20 protein-coding genes, 1 pseudogene and 2 riboswitches are annotated in these 21,868 nt (G+C 37.5%); of the genes and pseudogenes, 14 read left to right on the top strand and 7 right to left on the bottom strand.

What is annotated here, in order from left to right; all coding sequences use genetic code 11:
• Positions 1–11: 11 nt before the first annotated feature.
• Together MKY88_RS21205 and MKY88_RS21200 are read right to left on the bottom strand one after the other, a co-directional pair.
• Complete coding sequence (locus MKY88_RS21205; protein WP_328204510.1) at positions 12–596, bottom strand: YdhK family protein; 585 nt, start codon at positions 594–596, stop codon at positions 12–14.
• 116 nt (positions 597–712) lie between these two features.
• Positions 713–1,309, bottom strand: coding sequence for a biotin transporter BioY (locus tag MKY88_RS21200; RefSeq protein ID WP_328204509.1), 597 nt, complete (start codon positions 1,307–1,309; stop codon positions 713–715).
• Between the two features lie 154 nt (positions 1,310–1,463).
• Positions 1,464–1,654: riboswitch (cobalamin riboswitch) on the top strand.
• Positions 1,655–1,850: 196 nt separating this feature from the next.
• On the opposite strand from MKY88_RS21200, the gene MKY88_RS21195 reads away from it, so the two are divergent.
• The gene (locus MKY88_RS21195; RefSeq protein WP_328204507.1) at positions 1,851–2,897 is read left to right on the top strand and encodes a FecCD family ABC transporter permease; all 1,047 of its coding nucleotides are present in this window, start codon (positions 1,851–1,853) and stop codon (positions 2,895–2,897) included.
• Between the two features lie 5 nt (positions 2,898–2,902).
• The gene (locus tag MKY88_RS21190; RefSeq protein WP_193833188.1) at positions 2,903–3,694 is read left to right on the top strand and encodes an ABC transporter ATP-binding protein; all 792 of its coding nucleotides are present in this window, start codon (positions 2,903–2,905) and stop codon (positions 3,692–3,694) included.
• A 77-nt stretch (positions 3,695–3,771) separates the two neighbouring features.
• Here MKY88_RS21190 and MKY88_RS21185 read toward each other — a convergent pair whose 3' ends face one another.
• From MKY88_RS21185 to MKY88_RS21175, 3 genes are all read right to left on the bottom strand, one after another.
• Complete coding sequence (locus tag MKY88_RS21185) at positions 3,772–4,086, bottom strand: DMT family transporter (protein ID WP_069482770.1); 315 nt, start codon at positions 4,084–4,086, stop codon at positions 3,772–3,774.
• The gene (locus MKY88_RS21180) at positions 4,086–4,439 is read right to left on the bottom strand and encodes a DMT family transporter (RefSeq protein WP_069482769.1); all 354 of its coding nucleotides are present in this window, start codon (positions 4,437–4,439) and stop codon (positions 4,086–4,088) included. The genes MKY88_RS21185 and MKY88_RS21180 overlap by 1 nt, the downstream gene beginning before the upstream one ends.
• 71 nt (positions 4,440–4,510) lie before the next feature.
• Entirely contained in the window at positions 4,511–5,092 is a 582-nt protein-coding gene (locus MKY88_RS21175; protein ID WP_069483429.1) for a TetR family transcriptional regulator, read from the bottom strand.
• Between the two features lie 142 nt (positions 5,093–5,234).
• Here MKY88_RS21175 and MKY88_RS21170 point away from each other — a divergent pair, with 142 nt between their 5' ends.
• The 4 genes from MKY88_RS21170 to MKY88_RS21155 all read left to right on the top strand — a co-directional run bounded on the left by MKY88_RS21170 (position 5,235) and on the right by MKY88_RS21155 (position 8,841).
• Positions 5,235–5,408, top strand: coding sequence for a hypothetical protein (locus MKY88_RS21170; RefSeq protein WP_419182594.1), 174 nt, complete (start codon positions 5,235–5,237; stop codon positions 5,406–5,408).
• 66 nt (positions 5,409–5,474) lie between these two features.
• Entirely contained in the window at positions 5,475–6,641 is a 1,167-nt protein-coding gene (locus tag MKY88_RS21165; RefSeq protein WP_328204506.1) for an endonuclease Q family protein, read from the top strand.
• Positions 6,642–6,742: 101 nt separating this feature from the next.
• Positions 6,743–8,365, top strand: coding sequence for an S-layer homology domain-containing protein (locus MKY88_RS21160; RefSeq protein WP_328204505.1), 1,623 nt, complete (start codon positions 6,743–6,745; stop codon positions 8,363–8,365).
• Between the two features lie 107 nt (positions 8,366–8,472).
• Entirely contained in the window at positions 8,473–8,841 is a 369-nt protein-coding gene (locus MKY88_RS21155; protein ID WP_069482765.1) for an ion channel, read from the top strand.
• A 48-nt stretch (positions 8,842–8,889) separates the two neighbouring features.
• Here the strand turns inward: MKY88_RS21155 and MKY88_RS21150 are convergent, their stop codons facing one another.
• Positions 8,890–9,177, bottom strand: a complete 288-nt coding sequence (locus MKY88_RS21150) for a DUF2653 family protein (protein ID WP_008176904.1) — start codon at positions 9,175–9,177, stop codon at positions 8,890–8,892.
• Entirely contained in the window at positions 9,165–9,629 is a 465-nt protein-coding gene (locus MKY88_RS21145) for a hypothetical protein (RefSeq protein ID WP_193833182.1), read from the bottom strand. Before MKY88_RS21145 ends, MKY88_RS21150 begins: the two co-directional genes overlap by 13 nt.
• 184 nt (positions 9,630–9,813) lie before the next feature.
• Between MKY88_RS21145 and MKY88_RS21140 the strand changes: the two genes are divergently transcribed.
• The 8 genes and pseudogenes from MKY88_RS21140 to MKY88_RS21110 all read left to right on the top strand — a co-directional run bounded on the left by MKY88_RS21140 (position 9,814) and on the right by MKY88_RS21110 (position 21,855).
• The gene (locus tag MKY88_RS21140) at positions 9,814–10,830 is read left to right on the top strand and encodes a YdcF family protein (protein ID WP_328204502.1); all 1,017 of its coding nucleotides are present in this window, start codon (positions 9,814–9,816) and stop codon (positions 10,828–10,830) included.
• Between the two features lie 71 nt (positions 10,831–10,901).
• Positions 10,902–12,188 (top strand): SEL1-like repeat protein, encoded by a 1,287-nt coding sequence (locus MKY88_RS21135; protein ID WP_328204501.1) that lies wholly within the window; start codon positions 10,902–10,904, stop codon positions 12,186–12,188.
• A 686-nt stretch (positions 12,189–12,874) separates the two neighbouring features.
• Positions 12,875–13,336, top strand: a pseudogene (locus MKY88_RS24680) (protoglobin domain-containing protein); the annotation flags it as partial.
• Between the two features lie 33 nt (positions 13,337–13,369).
• Positions 13,370–14,107: a methyl-accepting chemotaxis protein gene (locus MKY88_RS24675; protein WP_445669186.1), complete on the top strand. Its 738-nt coding sequence runs from the start codon at positions 13,370–13,372 to the stop codon at positions 14,105–14,107.
• Between the two features lie 190 nt (positions 14,108–14,297).
• Positions 14,298–15,692 (top strand): protoporphyrinogen oxidase, encoded by a 1,395-nt coding sequence (locus tag MKY88_RS21125; protein WP_193833178.1) that lies wholly within the window; start codon positions 14,298–14,300, stop codon positions 15,690–15,692.
• Between the two features lie 102 nt (positions 15,693–15,794).
• A riboswitch (SAM riboswitch) is annotated at positions 15,795–15,894 on the top strand.
• Between the two features lie 89 nt (positions 15,895–15,983).
• A complete protein-coding gene (locus tag MKY88_RS21120) occupies positions 15,984–17,831 on the top strand; it encodes a bifunctional homocysteine S-methyltransferase/methylenetetrahydrofolate reductase (RefSeq protein ID WP_328204496.1) in 1,848 nt (615 codons plus the stop codon).
• Positions 17,824–21,255 carry a methionine synthase gene (gene metH / locus MKY88_RS21115; RefSeq protein ID WP_340814641.1) on the top strand — a complete coding sequence of 1,144 codons (3,432 nt, stop codon included), beginning with the start codon at positions 17,824–17,826 and terminating at the stop codon, positions 21,253–21,255. Before MKY88_RS21120 ends, metH begins: the two co-directional genes overlap by 8 nt.
• A 99-nt stretch (positions 21,256–21,354) precedes the next feature.
• The gene (locus tag MKY88_RS21110) at positions 21,355–21,855 is read left to right on the top strand and encodes a GNAT family N-acetyltransferase (protein WP_340814639.1); all 501 of its coding nucleotides are present in this window, start codon (positions 21,355–21,357) and stop codon (positions 21,853–21,855) included.
• Positions 21,856–21,868: the final 13 nt, after the last annotated feature.

The following is a 21,868-nucleotide window of genomic DNA, read 5'->3' as shown; positions in this document are numbered from 1 at the left end:
GGTTGTTCGGATTATTGCGCTGTTAACTCATCTTCTATTACCCATTTATGATTTTTCACTGCTTCACCATTTGTGGTAGAGATGTAATCAACCATATAAACAGTGGTTGGTACAGCTTCTTCAATACGGACGGTTGCGTTTTTCATGCCTTCCATATGAGTAGCAGTCGTTTTTACCTCTGTACCAGGGGACAGTGGCGCTTCTCCTACATCAATTAATTCTTCATGGATAATCCATTTATGATTCTCTACACGTTCGCTACCTGATGTTGGATCATAAGAAATTATATAGGCTGTAGTTTTATATGCACCAACAATCGTCGCTTCGGCACCCTTCATCCCTTCCATATGCTCGTCTGTAATCAAAGCGGTACTCCCGACCGGAAATGCTGGATCTTCAGCTTTTCTTAATGTAGCTGGTACTTCCGCTGAGCTAGAATGGTTCATTGTGGAGTGATCCATTTCTGTTTGCTGCTCAGTCTCAGGAGTATTTTCTGAAGTTGATGAAGGCTCTGTTTTATCTTCAGAACAAGCTGATAAAGTAAGTAAAGCAACTGCTGATAATAGTCCACCTGACCATCTTCGTTTGAATGTCATATGAGATCCTCCTTTCTATTTGCCCTTACTGTAACAAACAAATATGCAGAAATGATGGACATTAACTTTTACAAAAAACTTCTTTAGTCTATTGACTAAAGAAGTTGATGGAAGCGTTATTGAATGGGCATGATATTCAATGTTTTTTGTAATCGGTACGCTAAAATACCAGCGAAAATAGCTAAAATAATATCTTTTGGAAGTGGGGGGATCATCCAAAGCCAAGCTAATCTATAGGAAAAATCCTCTGGCGCACTGGCCCATAGTTTGTACGCAATAAACATCCAGTTTGTACCTACTAAATAATTGATAGCAGTTGCAATGAATGCGGCTAGAATATAGCTTTTCTTCGTACCACTTCGCTCTACCATTAATCCAGCAACAAATGCTGCTAAAATAAAGGTGATAATGAATCCAAATGTGGGACTTAATAGTTGACTGAACCCTCCACCAAAGCGAGCAAAGACAGGTGCTCCTGCTAATCCAATACACATATAGACTGTGCAGGCAAGCGCCCCCTTCCTACTACCTAAAATAAGTCCTGCTAAAATGGCAAAAAAGGTTTGTAGAGTAATCGGCACTCCTCCTACTATCATAAAGGGCACAAAGGAAGTTATATTGGCACCGATCATCATGAGGGTAGAAAATAATCCAATATATGCAATATCTACAGTCTTTAATTTTTGATGACTTTGTTCTGTTACTGTTGACATGATTTCACCTCTAATTTCAAAGTACTTATCGTTAGTGTAAAAAACTAAATTATTTGTGTCAACTTTATTTTAGTTTTAGGTTAACTAAAGTGTGCTGGAAATTCCTTGTAGACTAACTATCTATAAAAATGTATGATAGAATCGTCATAATTTTATAACTTTACATACTATTGGTGTGACATTTTAAACAATGTCGCTTAAAAGGGAAGTCGGTGGAAGTCCGACGCTGTCCCGCAACTGTAACGAGGAGTCCTATTATGTTTATTTGCCACTGTTAAAAATGGGAAGGCTATTTATAGGATGATGAAACGAAGCCAGGAGACCTGCCAATAAGTAATACCTGTAATGCCCACGAGGATGCAAGCAATTACGGACAATAGCTGGATTTTCTGACTTTGTTTATTCGAGGGTATTTTTGTGCGTTTTTTTGCATGAAATGCCCTTTTTTTATTGAGTGCCAACTGAAGTAAGATCATCTGACCTAAATTATGCAAAAGTATAATTAATTGCTTCATTCATCATCTTAGTAGGAGTTTAATGAATGAATAAAAAATTTATGTTATTTTCTTTAGTGCTTCTTTTAGTATTAATTGTATCTATGACATTTGCTGTAATGGTTGGATCTGTTTCTGTGACGCCATTATATGTATGGAAAGTAATTCTGTCGAAATTACCCTTTATACAACACACGATAGAGCAAGATTGGAGTCGCTCACAGGAAATTATTATTTGGCAAATAAGAGTACCCCGTGTCATCCTTGCGGCTATTGTAGGAGCGGGTTTAGCCATTGCAGGGGCAGCGATTCAGGCACTTGTAAGAAATTCCATTGCAGACCCATATATTTTAGGAATTTCTTCGGGAGCAGCCGTTGGAGCAACTTCTGTAATTATTTTAGGTGCTTTTTCATTTTTAGGTATTTACGCACTCTCTGTGTCAGCCTTTATAGGGTCTTTGCTCGCGATTGGGTTAGTGTTTTTCTTATCGCGCGTAGGTGGCAGGGTCTCGATTTTCCGCTTGTTATTGGCAGGGATGGCAGTTTCCTTTATATTAACAGCCATTTCTAATTTTATATTAATGATGTCAAAGCAAGAGGGGGCTTTAAAGGCGGTTATGTTTTGGATGCTAGGTAGCTTAGCGGGAGCAAAATGGAATAATATTATTATTCCGGCCGCCATCTTTTTCATTGTGTTCGGGCTTTTATGGCTATTCTATCGAAATTTAAATTTGCTATTACTGGGGGAAGAGGCTGCTGTAACATTAGGAGTCAATCTTCAACAATTTCGCATACAGCTCATTTTACTTGTCTCACTTTTAACGGGGGTACTTGTAGCAGTTAGCGGTTCTATCGGATTTGTGGGATTAATCATTCCGCATATAGTACGGTTAATTGTCGGCTCTAACTATAAATATGTAATACCGATCAGTGCTTTATTAGGAGGGATCTTCTTAGTTTGGGCAGATGCATTAGCTCGAATTATTATTGCTCCACAGGAAATGCCGATCGGTATTATTACAGCTTTCTGTGGGGGACCGTTTTTCATTTGGTTACTCCGTCGTAACAATTATTCTTTCGGTGAAGGAGATTAACTTCCATGACATTAGAAGCAAAACAAGTATCATTCTCCATTTACGATCAACGCATACTTCACGAGGTGAGTGTAAAAATAAGGGAAAAGCAATTTGTCGGGTTAATCGGCCCTAATGGTAGTGGGAAGTCGACTTTGCTTAAAAATATGTATCGACTTCTAAAACCTGAAAGTGGGACAGTTTTGTTAAATGAACAAGATATTTTAAAGCAGTCTAGTAAAGCTATTGCTAAAAATTTAGCCGTTGTTAGTCAAGAAACACCTGTATTATTTGATTTTACTGTTAACGATTTAGTCAGTATGGGAAGGACTCCACATAAAAAGCTATTAGAGCTTGATCAGGAACAAGATTTTCAAATTGTTAAAGATGCATTGAAGCAAACAGGTTTACTGCATCTAGCGAAACGAAGCTTTAGCTCACTTTCTGGTGGGGAAAAGAAGCGTGTCATGGTGGCAAGAGCACTCGCTCAGCAAGCACAGGTACTTATATTAGATGAACCAACAAATCATTTAGATATTCAACATCAACTTCAGCTGATGGACTTAATTCAAACTTTACATCTAACAGTAGTAGCCGCTCTACACGACTTGAATATCGCCGCCATGTACTGTGACCAAATTTATGTTTTACAGCGCGGACGCATTGTTTGCCATGGTACACCAGAAGAAGTACTTACACCATCATTGCTGCGAGAAGTATTTGGAGTATTTGCAGATATTCAAACACATTCACTGACAGGTAAACCGTATCTTACATATGTCCCTGAACAATTCGCAAGAGGGGTCCACCCTATTTAGTTTGCCTCGATCATTCAACTTCATCTAATAAAAAAGGGCGCCACTTCATTTAAGAGGGCGCCCTTTGTCATCTACTATTAAGATACTGCTTTTAAACCTGCAACTCCAATGATAATCGCAATAATACTGATGATTCGTGCGAGGTTTTTAGATTCCCCGAAGAATATAATATTGACAAGCACGGCACCTACAGTCCCAATACCAACCCAAACAACATAGGCGATGCTTAGCTGTAAATAGTCGAAGGAAGCATATAAAAGTGCAAAAGATAAACCAAAGCCTCCGACGTATAATAATAAATTTCGTACGGTTTTATGTTGACTATAAAAGCGTAAACCAATGACACCGACTATTTCCGCCAATGCTGCTAATAGAACGAATAACCAGCCCATTATGCATCCACTCCTTTTGTTGTACTAGGATTCTTCGATGGATTATCCGCCAATTTTAGGCCAATAACGCCCAACACTAAAATAACCATAAATATCCCCTTAATCGCATTAAAGTCACCATTGAAAATAAAGATATCCATTAATGTCGTTCCGATTGCACCTGCTCCAGCGAAAATTGCGTAGACAGTACCCGTAGGAAGTTTTTCACAAGCCTTCGATAAGAAGTGAAAATCAACAGCGATTATAGATACAATAATGATCCAATGCCACCATGAATTTGCTACATTAAAGCCGAATATCCAAAACAATTCAAATAAACTTGTTAGTCCAACATACATCCATTCTTTTTGCATAAATAAATTCCTTCCGTAGTAGAATATTATGACTGACATTCAGTCATTTTTGGAGTGAAAGAGAACGCCACTTATGCGTGACGTAGGCCAAGTGCATGATATAAAAAGTCTAGAAGCTCAAGCTTAAGCTGTTGCATGGTTTCATCCTTGCTATCGTCAAACAAATAAATTTGTTCGGCAGCAGATTCGATTAGACCAATGATAAGCTTGGCTGATCGCGATGGGTTGATGGAATCTCGAATGACCCCTTGTTGTTGAGCCGTTAATAAAAAATTACTCATCCAAGCATAGTAGGGTGAATAGATATTTTCCCATTCTTTCAAATGCTCAGTTTGTGCAATACCCGCATAAATGAGTGCAACGATATCTCCATATTCTTTCGTAATTAAGAAAATCATCTCAACCACTTCTTCAAGCTGCTGTTCAAAGGGTTTATGATCTGAAACACCTTCTTCGACAGTAGCCATAATGCGCTCTACCATATTTTTTGCAATAGCAGGCATAACCGAAAGGCGCGATGGGAAATAAAGATAAAAAGTTCCTTGTGCAATACCAGCTGCCTTTACGATATCTGAAACCTTTGTTTTTTCAATACCTTTTTCTCGAAATACTTCAATGGCTGCTTGAATAATTTTTTCTTCCTTTGACATGATATCCCTCACTTTTGCCTTACTTATTAGTATGTTACAGGAGAGAAAAATGAATGTCAATGAAAAATGACTGATAGTCAGTCATTTTTGGTAAGTATAGTTGTTTTAACTTCAGGGAACTTTATGTTTGAAAGGATTGATGACAATGGAAGATTTTAAATTTGCACAATTAGATTCACAGCAACTTGCGAAAATTAATGAACTAGAGAAAAAAATGGGTGTCACATTAATTGCCTACGATTTATCATCTATGCCATCAAATAACTCTGGAGCTTATGAAGAAAATAATGGCACAACCAATAATCATCCATCATACTAAATATGAAATGCCTTGCAGTCATGTAAGGTATTTTCATTTTAAGTAGTGTTTAAGGAGTGAATGTACATGAAAGAGTTCTATGCTGATTTACATATTCATATTGGCCGCACAGCTAAAGGGCGTGCTGTGAAAATTACTGGTAGTAAAACGTTGACATTAGCGCGCATATTAGAGACTGCTAGTGCAAGAAAAGGACTGGACATCATTGGTATTATTGATTGTCATTCACCTGAGGTTATAGAAGAAATGAAAGAGATGATTGACCAAGGTGAACTTGTAGAACTGGCAGAGGGTGGACTACGTTTTCAAGAAACGACACTGATTCCAGGTTCAGAAATAGAAATCTATGATCAACATTGCTATGGCCCCATTCATGTGCTTGCTTACTTTCCAACATTATTGCTCATGGAGCAATTTTCGGATTGGATGTCTCAGCATATGAAAAATATTCATTTAAGCTCACAACGAATTTACTGTGATGGAAGAACATTGCAACAAAAAGTCCACGAGCTAGGAGGACTATTTATCCCTGCGCATGTATTTACCCCCTTTAAAAGTTTATATGGCAAAGGTGTACAGCACAGTTTAACAGAAGTTTTTGATCCCCAGTTAATAGATGCAATTGAATTAGGGTTAAGCTCAGATACAAACATGGTACGCCATATTAAAGAGCTTCAAGCATATCCATTCGTGAGTAATTCTGACGCACATTCTCTTGGGAAACTCGCACGTGAGTATCAAAAATTACGATTAGCAGACGCAAATTTTGTAGAATTACAAATGGCTCTCCGTGAACAACAGGGACGAGCAATCATCGCCAACTATGGATTAAATCCATTACTTGGTAAATATCATCAAACAGTTTGTGGTAAGTGCGGAGAACAACTTAGTAACGAAGCTATAATTTGTTCGAACTGTGGAAGTACGCAAATCATAAAGGGTGTTGCTTCACGTATTCAGGAATTATCAGAGGATTTTTCACATAAAAAAAATAGACCACCGTATATCCATCAAGTACCGCTCGATTTTATTCCTGGTCTTGGCCCCAAAATGATGGAACGATTACTACATGCTTTTGGAACAGAGATGAATATTTTACATCGAGTTACCATTGAACAGCTCGAACAAATTGTGCCACAAAAAATGGCCAAATTAATGGATGCTGCGAGAACCGGTCATTTAAATATTGAAGTTGGTGGTGGTGGAATTTATGGGAAGGTACACATTGAATAGAAAAATGATTTAAAAAGATTATTGGGTTTTTAACCTATTTTTAACTCTCTTCTAGTAAAATAGTTAAAACAATTACTATTTTTAGGTAGGGGAGAGAATGTATGAAATTTTCAAAGAAATTCCGTTTTTTAGCCACAAGCATGCTTGCATTACAGTTAACAATACCTGTCGTTGCGAATGCTGAAGAAACAGGAGATTACATAGCACCAAGTTGGACTACTCAGGCAGATTATGTAGCTCTAGGTGATTCAATTGCACATGGGATGAATGAGGTCGGTGCAATCGGATTAGGCTACACAGATTTTGTTGCACAAACTTTACAAAAAGAGGGTTTCATTACTTCTTATAATAAAGGCTTTGCAATGTCAGGCTATACAACAAAAAATGTGTTGGCAGATATACAAAATGATGTTGCAAAAACAGTGGCTGGGTTTGGCTATCCCATTGAACAAGTTAAATTAAAAGCATCTATTAAAGAGGCAGAGATTATTACGTTAACTGTTGGCGCTAATGATTTACTGCCAATATTAAAAGAATCACAGACAGCTGGAATTGATACACTAGCCATCGTAAAGGCTACAAAAGAGGCTGTAACCAATATTGCAGCAATTTTAACTGAAATTAAAAAATTAAATCCACAAGCAGAAGTTTATGTGATGGGCTATTACAATTCGTTCCCATATTATAGTGAGAGTTTACAAAATCAATTTAAAATACTTTTGGCAACAATGAATACAACTATTAAAACGACAGTTGAAAAGGCTGGAGCATTTTTTGTACCTACATCTGATGTTGTGGCAAAGGATGTTCCAAGCTATCTTCCAAATCCAGAAAATATTCATTTAAGTGAAGCAGGTTATTTTGCAGTAGCAAATGAGGCATTTTTACCAATCATAAAAACTAGTACCTTATGGGATGTAACGAAAGCTATTCAAGTCCATGTAAAAGATCGTAAAACTGTGGATGTAAGCTGGCAAGAAGCGACGGATAATGTTGGCGTGGAAAAATACAAAGTATATGTAAATGGCAAATTAACTTCAACATTACCTGCTGATACAACCGTGACGACACTTACAGATCTGACTGACCATGCAGCCTACACTATTATAGTAAAAGCAATTGATGCCGCTGGTAATGAAAGTGTTCAAAATCCAACAGCGACTTTCACTACAGGAGAAACGATTCGTTTTACAGATACAGCAAATCATTGGGCAAAAGATTATATTCAACAAGCAGCAGAAGCAGGGATGATGAATGGCTATCCAGACGGCACATTTAAACCTAATCAAAATGTGACACGCGCACAAGTAGCCTCTCTACTAGTGAGAAGTTTGGGGATAACAACGCAGGAAAAGGCGCCTTTTACAGATATCGCTAATTTTGATGCGAAAACACAGTCGGAAATTGCGGCAGCGTTTGCACATGGCATTATTAAGGGAGTGGATGGGAAGTTCAACCCTGCAAGACCTGTAACACGCGCTGAATTAGCAGTGATGATTGAGCGTGCGTATGAGCAACAATTTAAACAGCCTTATATTGTCCAAGGAAGCTCACCATTTACAGATATTGCATCTTATAATGCAGAGACAAAACATGCCATTACGATGTTATTTGAGCTAGGAATTGTGTCGGGAGATGGACAGAAGTACTCACCGGCAGCTTCAACCACAAGAGGGCAAGCAGCTAAAATGATGGTGAATCTGAATCAATTATTCAGTAAATAAAATAAAAAGGTAGAGGTGAAACAACATCTCTACCTTTTGACGTTATGTCTATAAACAAAGTATAGTCTTACTAGGCTGAATATAGTAAAAAAGAGAGGAAAATGAGGATGTTATCATTTATTTTATCTGCCAAAAGATTAGTTAAAGGATTGTGGCGGTCATTTAAGCGACCACAGTTTCTATCATTATTTACAACACTATTCCTCATCATTCTATCCGGTACTTTGTTTTACAAGGGGACAGAGGGTTGGTATTGGCTAGATGCTATGTATTTTGCTGTAGTCAGCTTGATTCCAACAGGCGTAGAAACAGGGCTATATCCAGCAACTTCATTCTCCAAGATTTTTACAATGATCTATCTTATTGTAGGTACGGGCGTCATGTTTATTATGTTGCTCACGCTTGGTCGCTCTATCGTAGACTTTTCCTTAAGTGAGGAGGAAGAGGTTGCGGTTAAGAAACGTTTGAAAAAGTAAAATAGCCGTACAATGAATCTGATGAAAGATTCATTGTACGGCTATATTTTATGAAAGTTTTGCTATAATGCCTTCTTCATCGTCTAAAACAAGTTCAATACCTGTTGAAAAAGGATCACCATGTAGAACATCTTTTATCCAAACACGCAAGGCACCAATCATGGCTCCTGTATTTAGTATTTCGATTTGACCATTTACTTCAACCTCCGCACCGAAGCCTGTGTCATCATCATATGTCAATTCTACGATAACATCCTCTGGGCGAATGCTCTTATAATACGCTTGAGATAAACAAATAGCGTTAATAATATCTTGTTCGTTAATTATTTGTGCCATTGGGCTTCCTCTTTGCGTTTTTTATCTTTAAAGATATTCATAATTTTTACGACTAGCATCACAATAACGGCAATTGCAGCTACGTTAATGAGCAATCCTAAAATATTTCCAAGTAAACCCATACCGCTAAATAAGCTACCGAATAATAAACCTGCAAGTCCCCCAAGCATTAATCCTTTCATAAGGCCACCCGAGAAAAAACCACCTTTTTTAGTTGTATCAGCTTTATTTGTTGAGTTTGTGTTGTTTTTATTTGTTGTAGCATTTTTTTGATCTTTCGAAGTGTCCTGAGACTTCTGGATATTTGAGCTATTGTTATTATTTGAGAAGCCCTTTTTACCTGATTTATAGGACTTAGCCTCTGCTGTTGGTGTATCAGAGATGAATAATGTTGCACCAACTGTGGAAAATATCAGTGTCGCTGCAAATAGAGCGGCAAGAATTTTTTTCATTACTTACATTCCTCCAATATAATTTTTGGTTTGGTCATAAACTAGTTCTTATATAGTAATATTACATGAACTTTATTAAAAAATAAAACCAATACCTTCTATAAATGAGCAATATCAAAAAATTTGAACAAATAGTGACAGATGAAGTATTTGAGAAAATTATACAATAGAAAGGGGTGAAACGATGCTAGTCACATTAATAATCTTCATCTCCATATTTTTATTGCTGTATCTGACAGAAAAAAGGCGTTTCCTCAACGCGGTAGCTCTTGGTTTGATAGGGGTATATATAATCAGAGCGTTCATTATCCATTATCCATTATTACTGCCAAATGATCAGGGAATCATTTCAGAAATGGGGATTTTTATTATGCTAGGAAGCTTTCCTAGTATCATGTTTATTTTATCTATAGCCATGTTTTTCAATAGTAAGGTTTTGTTAGAGAAGGAAGGACGTAAAGTACGGAATTTAATGTTAGCTATTATGGGGCTTAGTTTTGTTATTATGATGATATGGTATGTATTCGTCATTTTTATTCAGATTGAAAATGTGCTTTGGCATATTCTTTACTTCTATGCGTTTTTAATTTTTGGCTATACAATGTTTTTATACACAAGTGTCCTAGCATACGCTGTATTGTATCATTTCACACCTATACGCTATGAACCAAATTATATAATAGCCTTAGGATCAGGATTAATTGGCGATAGAGTTCCACCACTTTTAGCAAGTCGCTTAAATGAAGCGGTAAAGCAATACAAAAAGTACGGGGAAAGACCGTTTATCCTTGTCTCAGGTGGTCAAGGGACTGATGAAAAGGTATCAGAGGCCAAGGCTATGAAAACATATTTATTAGATGTCCATGATATTCCCGCTAATAAAATTCTAATGGAAGATCAGTCGACCAACACAGAAGAAAATATGATTTTTACGAAAAGCATAATGGATCAACATGCTCAAGGAGAAAAATATCGTTCCATATTTGTGACAAATAATTTTCACGTATTTCGCGCAAGTCTCTATGCAAAAAAAGCAAAACTAGATGCAGAAGGGGTTGGCTCAAAAACAGCCTTTTACTATGTTCCTAATGCATTTACAAGAGAATTTATTGGCTTATTAGAAATGAATAAATGGGCCCATATTACAGTTTTTCTAATTATTACACTATTCATAGGCTTACTGTTGCGAGCATATGTGTAACCAAAATCCAACTGTCTTCCATATAATAATGGCAAGGCAGTTTTTTACATAATGTGCAAGGGAGGAAAACAATGTACGAGCAAATTTTAGCTAAGCGCAATAAGGAACGCATTCATTCCCTACAAGAAATTATACAAACAAAAAATACATGGTTTGCTCAAAATATAAAATTGCTAACATTCACGGAAGTTAACTTAACAGCCTTGCAAAAAATACTGTATCAAGTAGTGCGAGGGTTATTAAAAGATCAGCAACAGCGACATTTGCAAATTGTCCATTCAGATCAAACTCAATCTGTGCAGGACAATGTATTAACGCTGTTAGCAGAGTATGATGATGTGTTGCGTGATGCTATTCCACAACCAATCTATATACTCATTTGGCAAATTTCATCCCTCGAAAGGTTAACCTGCAGAGTAGAAGTGGTAGATGATGTACTTGATGTAGTTGAATGGTATTTCTGCCATCAGGATAATCAAGTCAAGATTTTAGATGAAGAAGACTTAGATCATGAGGTAATGATTGATTTATATAAAGAGGCGGTTGAGGATCAGGACACGGATGCACAATATCAGCTAGGGGAGTATTACAATGCTAAGGAAGGAAATTGTTTTCAACCTGAAAAATCATTAAAATGGTTCGAATTAGCCGCAGCCCAAGGAAATGCAGATGCTCAATATGTGCTAGGTAATTTTTATTTTGAGGGAGTCGGTGTTGAGGAGAATTACACTCAGGCTTTTTCTTTATATGAAAAGGCTGCTTTACAAGGGCATGCCGATGCTGCTAATAATTTAGCGGATATGTATTTTAATGGAGAGGGTGTGCCACTGGATTTTACTCTAGCAAGAAAATGGTTTGATTTTGCAGCTAGTAAGAATGTGGCAGAGGCTATGTTTACGCTAGGAATTATTTATGAGCAAGGATTAGGAGTCGAAAAAGATACAAATGCAGCTTTTAATAGGTATAAAAAGTCTGCCGAAGCAGGATATGTGGAAGCGCAATATCGTCTAGGGGGTATTTATCTAGAGGGGCGTCTTGATCAAGCAAAAGATATAAATCGAGGTTTATTTTGGTATGAAAGAGCAGCAGAGCAATTTCATATCGATGCCTTTTATGATTTAGGTTTTATTTGGAGTAAAGGCTTAACAGGCATTCGAAATATTGAAAAGGGTATTCATTGGTTTAAACAGGCTGCTCTGCAAGGGGATGCAGATGCGAAGCTACAACTTGGTCATATATATAATAAAGGTGAGGGAGTCGCCAGAAATCTGAAGGAGGCTATTAAGTGGTATGGACTTGCAGCAGATGCTGGCATAGAAGAAGCCGCAAAAATAGTAGAGGAACTTAAGGGATTGTAAATTTTATATTAAAATTTTGTAGATCATTAAGATTATTTATATGATCTCGCTTAATGATCCTTTTGTATTGTGTTAGGGTTTATTTATGAGTATTTATGATTATTCGGAATAAGGGTATAAAATATTAATATAGTGAAATTTAATGATGATCGATGGAAAAATAGAAAAAAGATAAAAAAATAAGCATAATTAAACAAACAAATGAAACAAAAGGCTACCAATAATATTGTGGTAGCTTTTTGTTAATGATATTCAGACAATGTAACAGCAAGGACTTTATATACATATTATGTTAAATTATGGTATTAATAAAATTGACAGTAATTTTTAAAATGTTTAAGGTAAATGAGTAATTTTGAAATGAATCATACATAAATAAATCGACTGTAGTCAATGTATAGAGAAGATCTGTTCGTTGAGTGCAATTCACCTTTTATTCATGATAGAACATTGTGTGACTGCTTTTGGAGGAAGAAGTGTGACAAATGAAATAGCTGAAGCAAATGGGATCATAGTAATGTGGTAAGCCTATTAATCGGTATTTTTTGTTGTATCAATCAATATGCTAAAAGGTATTTGTTGTTTCTCAGCCTGATAAAGTAAACGGAACGAAAGAGGGAAGATAAGTGATTTTTCAAAAACAGAGTAAGACGAAGGCGTTGGATTTACAGCAATATACGGTGAAAATGGACCTGTCTAATCGCCAATTAATGGTGAAACAAATTGAAATGCTGAATGTAACGAAGGAGGATTTGCAATATTTAAAAGCATTCCAACCGTATGTTATGGACAATGTTGATCACATCGTAAACCGTTTTTACAATATGATCGGTACCGAGCAACATTTGGTAAATATTATTAGTCATCATAGTTCTGTAGAAAAGCTTAAAGTAACGTTACGGCAGCATATTATTGAAATGTTTAACGGAACGATTGATGAGGTGTTTTACCAAAGGCGTGTGAAAATTGCAAAGGTGCACGTTCATATTGGGCTTAGAACACAATGGTATATTTGCGCGTTTCAAGATTTATCTCTCTCATTTATAGACTTGGTTGAACAGCATATCGATCATCCACGAGATCAGTTTAATACAATAAGAGCTATTTCTAAAATTTGCAATTTCGAGCAGCAACTTGTTTTAGAGGCATATGAAAATACAGTTGAACAGCATAAAGAAAACATGGAACAAGAAAAAGAAGCAATTGAACGACAAATTGTACAGTCCTCGGAATTGCTTGCAACCATTTCACAGGAAACCAATAGTTCATTTTGCAGACTAAGCGAGCAGTCTGGGGAAATTGAACAATTGGCAAAGAGATCACTAGAAGTGTCTACTCTGGCTGAAAACCAAGCATTGGATGGACGGGAATGTTTAAAGAAACAATCACAAAATATGCATAATATTATTCAATCTCTTCATGATATAGAAGAAAATATCGAACAATTATCTGATATGTCGAAGGAAATGGAAACGATTATGAGTGTCGTTACCAATATTGCCAATCAGACCAATTTGTTGGCCTTAAATGCCACTATTGAAGCAGCCCGTGCCGGAGAAGCAGGGAAGGGATTTAGTGTAGTAGCTGATGAAGTACGTAAATTAGCCATTCAAACAAAGGAATCTGTCACCGCTGTTGCATTATTGTTGCAAAAAACGAGTGAACGCACAGGGAAATTAGAGCAATCTCTCATTCATATCCAAGATGAGGTGGCATCTGGTGAGGATAATATGTTACACACGGAAGGACAATTTACAAATATAGTAGGGGCAATGACAGAAGCAAAAGATCAAAATGATTGCATGGCGACGAAAATACAAGCAATCGCAGGTATATTAAGTGGGCTGGGTACTTCTTTTACTGAAGTAACGAACTCAGCAGAAAAATTAGCTAGCTTTGCCCAAAATTTAAAAAACTAGATCACTAGTAGCTATATTAAACACTATAGTACTCATTATAATGTGTGTTTAGTAAGCATAATTTTTAGATTTAGAGTTATCTCACGGTTGAGATAGCTCTATTTTTGCTAAATTTGTAAAGGGTTTAACGTAATTTTCAATGAAAATAAGTTTATACTGTAGACAGAACTAAAAATAGGGGCGGTTTACTATGAAAACAGTTGTTGTATTAGGTGGCGGTATTACTGGGTTATGCACAATGCATTATCTACAGCGTCAAATGAAGGAAAAAAATTTAGATGTTCAGCTAGTGCTCGTAGAAAAAAATACATATTTAGGTGGCAAATTATATTCAGCCTATGAACAAGGTTTTATTATGGAAACTGGTGCTGACTCTATTGTAGCTCGCCATAAAGGTGTAATGGAGCTAGTGCAAGAGCTAGACTTTGAAGATCATCTCGTTTACAACGAAACAGGTATATCCTATATTTATACAAATAACGAGCTGCACGCCATTCCAGCGGATTCTACTTTCGGTATACCTATGAGTTTGGCATCTCTTGAGGAAAGCACACTTATCTCTGATCAGGCCAAACAAGAAGCTTTAAAAGATTTAACGTTACCCAATGCAGGTTTTACAAAAGAAAGCTCGATAGGGGAATTTTTAACTTATTATCTTGGCGAAGAGCTAGTAGAAAATCAAATTGCACCTGTTCTAGCAGGTGTCTATTCTGGTGATTTACATCAACTTTCTATTGCTTCCACTTTACCGTATTTAATTGACTATAAAAATGACTATGGAAGTATCATAAAAGGTTTTGATGCGAATCGTGAGCAATTTGTTAAAGCTGCTAATAAAAAATTTATTTCATTTCAAAATGGATTATCCTCTTTAATTGAGCGATTAGAACAGACATTAACAGATGTAGACATCATTAAAGGGGTAGCCACAAATCATGTCCAAAAAATGGGGAACCAATATTTGCTTTCCCTAGCAAATGGACAAAAAATTGAGGCAGATTATGTTGTTCTAGCGCTACCGAATGAAGCGGTTCAAAGTATATTGCAGGATGACTCTTTAACACATTATTTTGATCAGTTTACTACAGCATCAGCCATTACTATTTATCTAGGCTTTGATGTGCCTGATGCAAACTTACCTGCGGATGGAACAGGCTATATTGTATCGCATAATTCTGATGTCACTTGTAATGCAGCAACTTGGACGAGCCGTAAGTGGAAACATACATCGAAAAACAATCAACTACTTGTCCGCCTATTCTATAAGAGTATTAATCCGGCGTATGAGCAGTTACGTAATATGACTGACGAAGAATTGGCAGCCATCGCTTTAGAAGATGTTCGAAAAAGCCTAGGAATCGATGAAAAGCCTACCGTTGTGAATGTCACAAAGTGGATTGATCAAATGCCTAAATATGACCTAGCTCACCGGGAAGCGCTGCAAGGTTTACTACTAGAGCTGAATGAAAACTATCCGAATTTATCGATAGCGGGTTGCTCTTATTTTGGAGTAGGTATCGGCGCTTGCATTCAAAATGGGAAAAAAATTGGTGAAGAGCTTGCGGAAGAACTATCCAACTTCTAAGTTTTTAAACGAAAAATTTCTTTGTTATGTGAAATAGTCTTGACTCATTCGTCTGTAAACGATATGATTCTTTTAATTATTTAAAAAATTCATACTTAATAATTCTTATCAAGAGAAGCAGAGGGACTGGCCCATTGAAGCTTCAGCAACCAACTTTTTGTCAGGTGCTAAATCCAGAAGACCGTTGAGTCGAAGATGAGAAGGAACAATAATGATGAGTCGTTAAAGCCTTCTTTTTATATAAAAGAAGGCTTTTTATTATACAGAAATAGAGGAAGAGAGGCTAGTTTTATGGGATTGCTTGAAAGATTAAAAACACATGTATTGACGGCAGATGGTGCAATAGGCACAGTGTTGTATGGCTATGGATTGGAGTATTGTCATGAGGAAATGAATGTTCAGAGACCTGAATTAATTGAAAAGATTCATAGAGAATATATCGCAGCTGGTGCTGATATTATTCAAACGAATACGTACGGTGCCAATGCCATTAAATTAGCTCGCTATGGATTAGAATCAAGTGTCCAACAATTTAATGAAGCAGCTATTACTATTGCCAAGCGAGCTGCAGCAGATGGCGGTCAATTTGTTTTAGGAACAATTGGTGGAATTCGTGGCATTCGTAAAAGCGATGCAACTTTAGATGACATATTAGCGACCGTTGAAGAACAGGCGAGTGTGTTACTTGCAGGAAATCCTGATGGCCTTTTACTCGAAACTTATTATGATTTTGAAGAATTAACAGCGACATTAAAAATGCTACGCACCAAAACTAATATACCGATAATTGCTCAAGTATCTATGCATGAGCCTGGTGTTTTACAAAATGGTATGTCTTTAAATCATGCGCTACATGAGTTAGAGATTCTTGGTGCAGATATTGTTGGTGTCAATTGCCGTCTAGGTCCATATCATACGATTCAAGCGTTTGAGGGTGTAGAACTTCCGGAAAAGGCATTTATGTCAGCCTATCCAAATGCTTCGCTATTAGATTTAGAGGACGGGCGTGTTGTTTATGAGTCGGAGGCTGATTATTTTGGTCGCGCTGCTGTTGAACTGCGTGATCAGGGTGTTCGCCTAATTGGGGGTTGTTGTGGTACGACACCAAAGCATATTGCAGCCGCAAAAAAGTATTTAGAAGAGCTATCACCAGTTAGTGAAAAGCATGCGAAGCCTGCAAAGATTGAGATTGTTCGTGATGCCGAGCCAGCTAAATTTGAACCACTTCATGAAAAAGTAAAGCGTGAACGCTCGGTCATCGTAGAGTTGGATACACCTAGACACTTAGAAATAGACGGATTTCTTGAAGGGGCCAAACAACTATATGAGGCAGGTGCCGATGTAGTTATGATGGCAGACAATTCATTGGCATCTCCACGTATTAGCAATATTGCAATGGGGGCCTTATTGAAGAGTACTAATGGCGTACGCCCCTTGACACATATTACCTGTCGAGATCGTAATTTAATTGGTCTGCAATCGCATTTAATGGGGTTAAATGCCTTAGGAATTCATGATGTGCTAGCTGTTACGGGTGACCCAACGAAAGTTGGAGATTTTCCTGGTGCCACTAGCGTATACGATGTCTCATCTATGGAGCTTATCCAACTAATTAAGCAATTAAATGAAGGGGTCTCTTTCTCAGGGAAACCACTACGGAAAAAGGCAAACTTCTCTGTGGCTGCTGCATTTAACCCAAATGTTCGTGTTTTAGATCGTGCTGTGGCACGCTTAGAAAAAAAGATTGAGCATGGGGCAGACTATTTCATTTCACAGCCTGTTTATACAAAGGAAAAAATTATAGAAATATATGAAGCAACGAAGCATTTACAAGCACCGATTTATCTTGGTATTATGCCCGTTACGAGTTATAAAAGTGCAGAGTTTTTACATCATGAGGTGCCAGGCATAAAATTATCTGAAGACGCTTTATCAAGGATGAAAGCATGTGGTGAAGATAAGGAACGCGCCACACTTGAGGGCATTGCAATTGCCAAGGAATTAGTAGAAGTGGCTGCGCAATATTTCAACGGCATTTACCTTATTACACCATTTTTACGCTACGATGTGACATTAGAATTAATGAAATATATAGAGAAATTGGATGAACAGAAAAAAGGGGTAAGTATAAATGGCTAAGCACTTAATTGAAGAACAACTTGATAAACGAATACTAATTCTTGATGGCGCAATGGGAACAATGCTACAAAATGAAAATTTATCAGCAGATGATTTTGGAGGGGAGGACCTAGATGGTTGTAATGAAAATCTAGTGCTTACTAGACCTGATGTCATTGAGAAAATTCATCATCAGTATTTAGAGGCAGGGGCAGATATTATTTGTACAAATACATTTGGTGGAACACCTCTTGTATTAAATGAATATAATCTAGGTGCAAAAGCGGAAGAAATTAATAAACGTGCAGTTGAAATTGCTCGCCAAGCGGTTGATAATTATACGACTTCAGATTGGCCCCGCTTTGTTGCAGGCGCAATGGGCCCAACAACTAAGACGTTGTCAGTAACAGGCGGTATTACATTTGATGAATTAGAAGAGAATTTCTTTGTGCAGGCAAAGGCATTGATTGAAGCAGGGGCTGATGTGCTATTGCTAGAGACAAGTCAGGATATGTTAAATGTAAAAGCAGGTACCCTTGGGGTAACTCGTGCTTTCGAGGTCACTGGTAAAGAGCTACCTGTTATGATTTCTGGAACAATTGAGCCTATGGGTACTACTCTTGCAGGACAAACTATTGATGCTTTTTATATTTCCATCGAGCATATTCAACCATTATCAGTGGGCTTAAACTGTGCGACGGGACCTGAATTTATGACGGATCATATCCGTTCATTAGCAGAGCTGTCAACGGGGTATATTAGCTGTTATCCGAATGCAGGCCTACCTGATGAAGAAGGATGTTATCATGAGTCTCCAGAATCTTTATCACAAAAATTAAAGGGATTTGCGGAAAAGGGTTGGCTCAATATTGTGGGTGGATGCTGTGGTACAACTCCAGCTCATATTACGGCTATTCGTGAAGTTTTAAAAGATGAAAAGCCTCGTCAGCTACCAAAAAAAACGCATGGTCACGCAGTATCAGGTATCGAGCCACTTTTATACGATGATTCTATGCGTCCTTTATTTATTGGGGAAAGAACAAATGTTATTGGTTCTCGTAAATTCAAAAACTTAATTATTGATGGGAAATTTGAGGAAGCGGCTGAGATCGCAAGGGCACAAGTAAAAAATGGTGCACATGTTATAGATATTTGCTTGGCGAACCCAGATCGTGATGAGTTAGCAGATATCCGTGGCTTTATGCAGGAGGTCGTGAAAAAAGTTAAGGTTCCACTTGTTATTGATTCCACAGACGAAAAGGTTATTGAAGAGGCACTCAAGTTTTCGCAAGGGAAGGCCATCATTAACTCTATTAATCTAGAAGATGGCGAAGAACGGTTTGATGCAGTAATGCCATTAGTGAAAAAGTACGGTGCCTCGTTAGTTGTGGGAACAATCGATGAAACAGGGATGGCAGTCGATCGTCATCGGAAGCTTGAAATTGCCGAACGTTCCTATCAATTACTAACAGAAAAATGGGGAATGCAACCTGAAGATATCATTTTTGACCCATTAATGTTCCCAGTAGGAACGGGGGATGAGCAATATATTGGTTCAGCACTTGAAACAATTGAAGGAATTCGTCTCATTAAAGAAAAAATGCCCCGTGCATTAACGGTGCTTGGAGTTAGTAATATTTCGTTTGGCTTACCACCGGTTGGACGCGAAGTTCTCAATGCTGTATATCTTTATCATTGTACACAGGCTGGTTTAGATTATGCCATTGTAAATACTGAAAAGCTAGAACGGTATGCATCGATTCCAGAAGCGGAAATTAAACTAGCCAATGACTTGTTATTTAATACAAATGATGAAACATTAGCTGTATTTACGGATTTTTATCGTGATAAAAAGAAGGAAAAGACCGAAGCAGATATTCCGAAAACTGTAGAAGGGCGCTTAGCCTACTATATATTGGAAGGGACCAAAGAAGGACTTATTGCTGATTTAGAGGCTGCTCGGGAAATATTTGAGTCACCTCTTGATATTATAAATGGACCTTTAATGAATGGGATGGCTGAGGTTGGTCGTTTATTTAATGATAACCAATTGATCGTAGCAGAGGTTTTACAATCTGCTGGGGTAATGAAGGCTGCAGTTGCCCATTTAGAGCAATACATGGAGAAGAACGAGGAGAGTGCGGGTAAAGGGAAAATGGTGCTTGCTACTGTAAAAGGTGATGTGCACGATATTGGAAAAAACCTTGTTGATATTATTTTAAGTAACAACGGCTATAAGGTTGTAGATTTAGGTATTAAGGTGACTCCTGCTCAATTGATAGAAGCTATTCGCAAGGAAAAGCCAGATTTCATTGGGTTATCGGGTCTATTAGTTAAATCAGCACAGCAAATGGTCACTACCGCCCAAGATTTCAAAGAGGCAGGAATTGATGTACCAATTTTAGTAGGTGGAGCTGCACTTTCTCGACGTTTTACAGAAACAAAAATTGCAGATGAATATGGTGGTCCTGTTATTTACGCAAAGGATGCGATGCAGGGATTAGAGCAGGCAAATTTATTAATGGGTGAGGGGACACGTGCAAACTTCTTAGCAGAAATAGCGGAATCTCGCCAAAAACGTTTAGAGGCAGATGAAAAACGAGCGGCACGTCCTGTCAAAGAAGTTACAATAAAGCCTGCTCGTACAGTAAAGGAAGCATCAGTATTTTTACCAGCTGATTTGCGCCGTCATGTAAAGAAAGAATACGCTGTCTCACATTTATATCCATATGTGAATATGCGGACATTACTGGGGCATCATTTGGGGTTAAAAGGGCAAGTTCAACCATTATTAGATGCTGGCGATCCAAGAGCAACAGAGCTCAAAGATTTAGTGGATGATTATTTAAAAAGTGATCTATTAAAGCCTTCAGGTTTATATCAATTCTTCCCTGCCCAAGCAGATGGAGATGATGTAATTATTTATGATTCAGCGGATAGCAAGACAGAAATTGAACGTTTTACTTTCCCGCGTCAGCAGGTCGAACCTTTTTTATGCCTGGCTGATTTCTTAAGAACGGTAGAAAGTGGAGAAATGGATTATGTTGCACTTATGGTTGTGACAGCAGGGCAAGGAGTTATGGCAAAAGCTCGTCAACTAAAAGAAGAAGGTAAATTCCTTGAAAGTCATGCCTTACAGTCGACGGCACTAGAATTAGCAGAGGGTTTTGCTGAACGTATGCATCAAGAAATTCGTGATCAATGGGGCTTCCCAGACGTAACAGACTTCACGATGCGCGATCGTTTTGCGGCTAAGTACCAGGGACAACGTTTTTCATTTGGTTATCCAGCATGCCCAAACTTAGAGGATCAAGAAAAATTATTTGGCTTACTAAAGCCTGAAGATATTGGTGTTCATTTAACGGAAGGCTTTATGATGGAGCCAGAAGCATCTGTATCGGCGATTGTTTTTGCACATCCTGATGCTCGATACTTCAATGTATAAGGCATAAAATATGTGGATATAGATAGTGGATTAATTGCCTATCTATATCTTCTTTTCTTGCTAATGAAGATAAGATAATTTCGGAAGGACGTGAGGAAAATGATTCGATTGATGGAAGAAAAAGATATACCTGAGGTTTTAGAAATTTATAATGATGTTATTTTAACGAGCAAAGCAGTCTATCGATATGAAGTTCAATCATTAGCTGAAAAAAAGAAATGGTTTAGGGAACAGCAAGTATTAGGAAATCCGTTGCTTGTTTATGACGATAATGGGATGATATCTGGCTTTGCAACATATAGTCAATTCCGTCCTTATCCGGGTTATAAATATACAATGGAGCACTCCGTTTATGTACATAAGGACCACTATCAAAAAGGTATTGCAACGAATCTTATGCTTAAGCTAATAGAGAAAGCAAAAGAACAAGGGGTCAAGACATTGGTTGCTGGTATAGATGGAGAAAATATTGGTAGTATTAAAGCACATGAGAAACTAGGCTTTGAATATGCAGGAACCATTAAAAATGCAGGCTATAAATTTGAACAATGGCTAGATCTTGTGTTCTACCAACTGCATCTGACTGGACCCAATTCATAAAAGGATATGACAA

Origin of the sequence: Lysinibacillus sp. FSL R7-0073 (assembly GCF_038009065.1) — a bacterium.
In the GTDB taxonomy this organism is placed as follows: Bacteria; Bacillota; Bacilli; order Bacillales_A; family Planococcaceae; genus Lysinibacillus; species Lysinibacillus fusiformis.
The sequence above is the reverse complement of the archived record's forward strand: the minus strand, read 5'-3'. Positions and strand labels throughout refer to the sequence as shown.

What these genes read in the sequence shown, in the direction of transcription:
- MKY88_RS21205 (WP_328204510.1), bottom strand. Translation starts at nt 596, where the DNA reads ATGACATTCAAACGAAGATGGTCAGGTGGACTATTATCAGCAGTTGCT.
- MKY88_RS21200 (WP_328204509.1), bottom strand. Translation starts at nt 1,309, where the DNA reads ATGTCAACAGTAACAGAACAAAGTCATCAAAAATTAAAGACTGTAGAT.
- MKY88_RS21195 (WP_328204507.1), top strand. Translation starts at nt 1,851, where the DNA reads ATGAATAAAAAATTTATGTTATTTTCTTTAGTGCTTCTTTTAGTATTA.
- MKY88_RS21190 (WP_193833188.1), top strand. Translation starts at nt 2,903, where the DNA reads ATGACATTAGAAGCAAAACAAGTATCATTCTCCATTTACGATCAACGC.
- MKY88_RS21185 (WP_069482770.1), bottom strand. Translation starts at nt 4,086, where the DNA reads ATGGGCTGGTTATTCGTTCTATTAGCAGCATTGGCGGAAATAGTCGGT.
- MKY88_RS21180 (WP_069482769.1), bottom strand. Translation starts at nt 4,439, where the DNA reads ATGCAAAAAGAATGGATGTATGTTGGACTAACAAGTTTATTTGAATTG.
- MKY88_RS21170 (WP_419182594.1), top strand. Translation starts at nt 5,235, where the DNA reads ATGGAAGATTTTAAATTTGCACAATTAGATTCACAGCAACTTGCGAAA.
- MKY88_RS21165 (WP_328204506.1), top strand. Translation starts at nt 5,475, where the DNA reads ATGAAAGAGTTCTATGCTGATTTACATATTCATATTGGCCGCACAGCT.
- MKY88_RS21160 (WP_328204505.1), top strand. Translation starts at nt 6,743, where the DNA reads ATGAAATTTTCAAAGAAATTCCGTTTTTTAGCCACAAGCATGCTTGCA.
- MKY88_RS21155 (WP_069482765.1), top strand. Translation starts at nt 8,473, where the DNA reads ATGTTATCATTTATTTTATCTGCCAAAAGATTAGTTAAAGGATTGTGG.
- MKY88_RS21150 (WP_008176904.1), bottom strand. Translation starts at nt 9,177, where the DNA reads ATGGCACAAATAATTAACGAACAAGATATTATTAACGCTATTTGTTTA.
- MKY88_RS21145 (WP_193833182.1), bottom strand. Translation starts at nt 9,629, where the DNA reads ATGAAAAAAATTCTTGCCGCTCTATTTGCAGCGACACTGATATTTTCC.
- MKY88_RS21140 (WP_328204502.1), top strand. Translation starts at nt 9,814, where the DNA reads ATGCTAGTCACATTAATAATCTTCATCTCCATATTTTTATTGCTGTAT.
- MKY88_RS21135 (WP_328204501.1), top strand. Translation starts at nt 10,902, where the DNA reads ATGTACGAGCAAATTTTAGCTAAGCGCAATAAGGAACGCATTCATTCC.
- MKY88_RS24675 (WP_445669186.1), top strand. Translation starts at nt 13,370, where the DNA reads ATGGAACAAGAAAAAGAAGCAATTGAACGACAAATTGTACAGTCCTCG.
- MKY88_RS21125 (WP_193833178.1), top strand. Translation starts at nt 14,298, where the DNA reads ATGAAAACAGTTGTTGTATTAGGTGGCGGTATTACTGGGTTATGCACA.
- MKY88_RS21120 (WP_328204496.1), top strand. Translation starts at nt 15,984, where the DNA reads ATGGGATTGCTTGAAAGATTAAAAACACATGTATTGACGGCAGATGGT.
- metH (WP_340814641.1), top strand. Translation starts at nt 17,824, where the DNA reads ATGGCTAAGCACTTAATTGAAGAACAACTTGATAAACGAATACTAATT.
- MKY88_RS21110 (WP_340814639.1), top strand. Translation starts at nt 21,355, where the DNA reads ATGATTCGATTGATGGAAGAAAAAGATATACCTGAGGTTTTAGAAATT.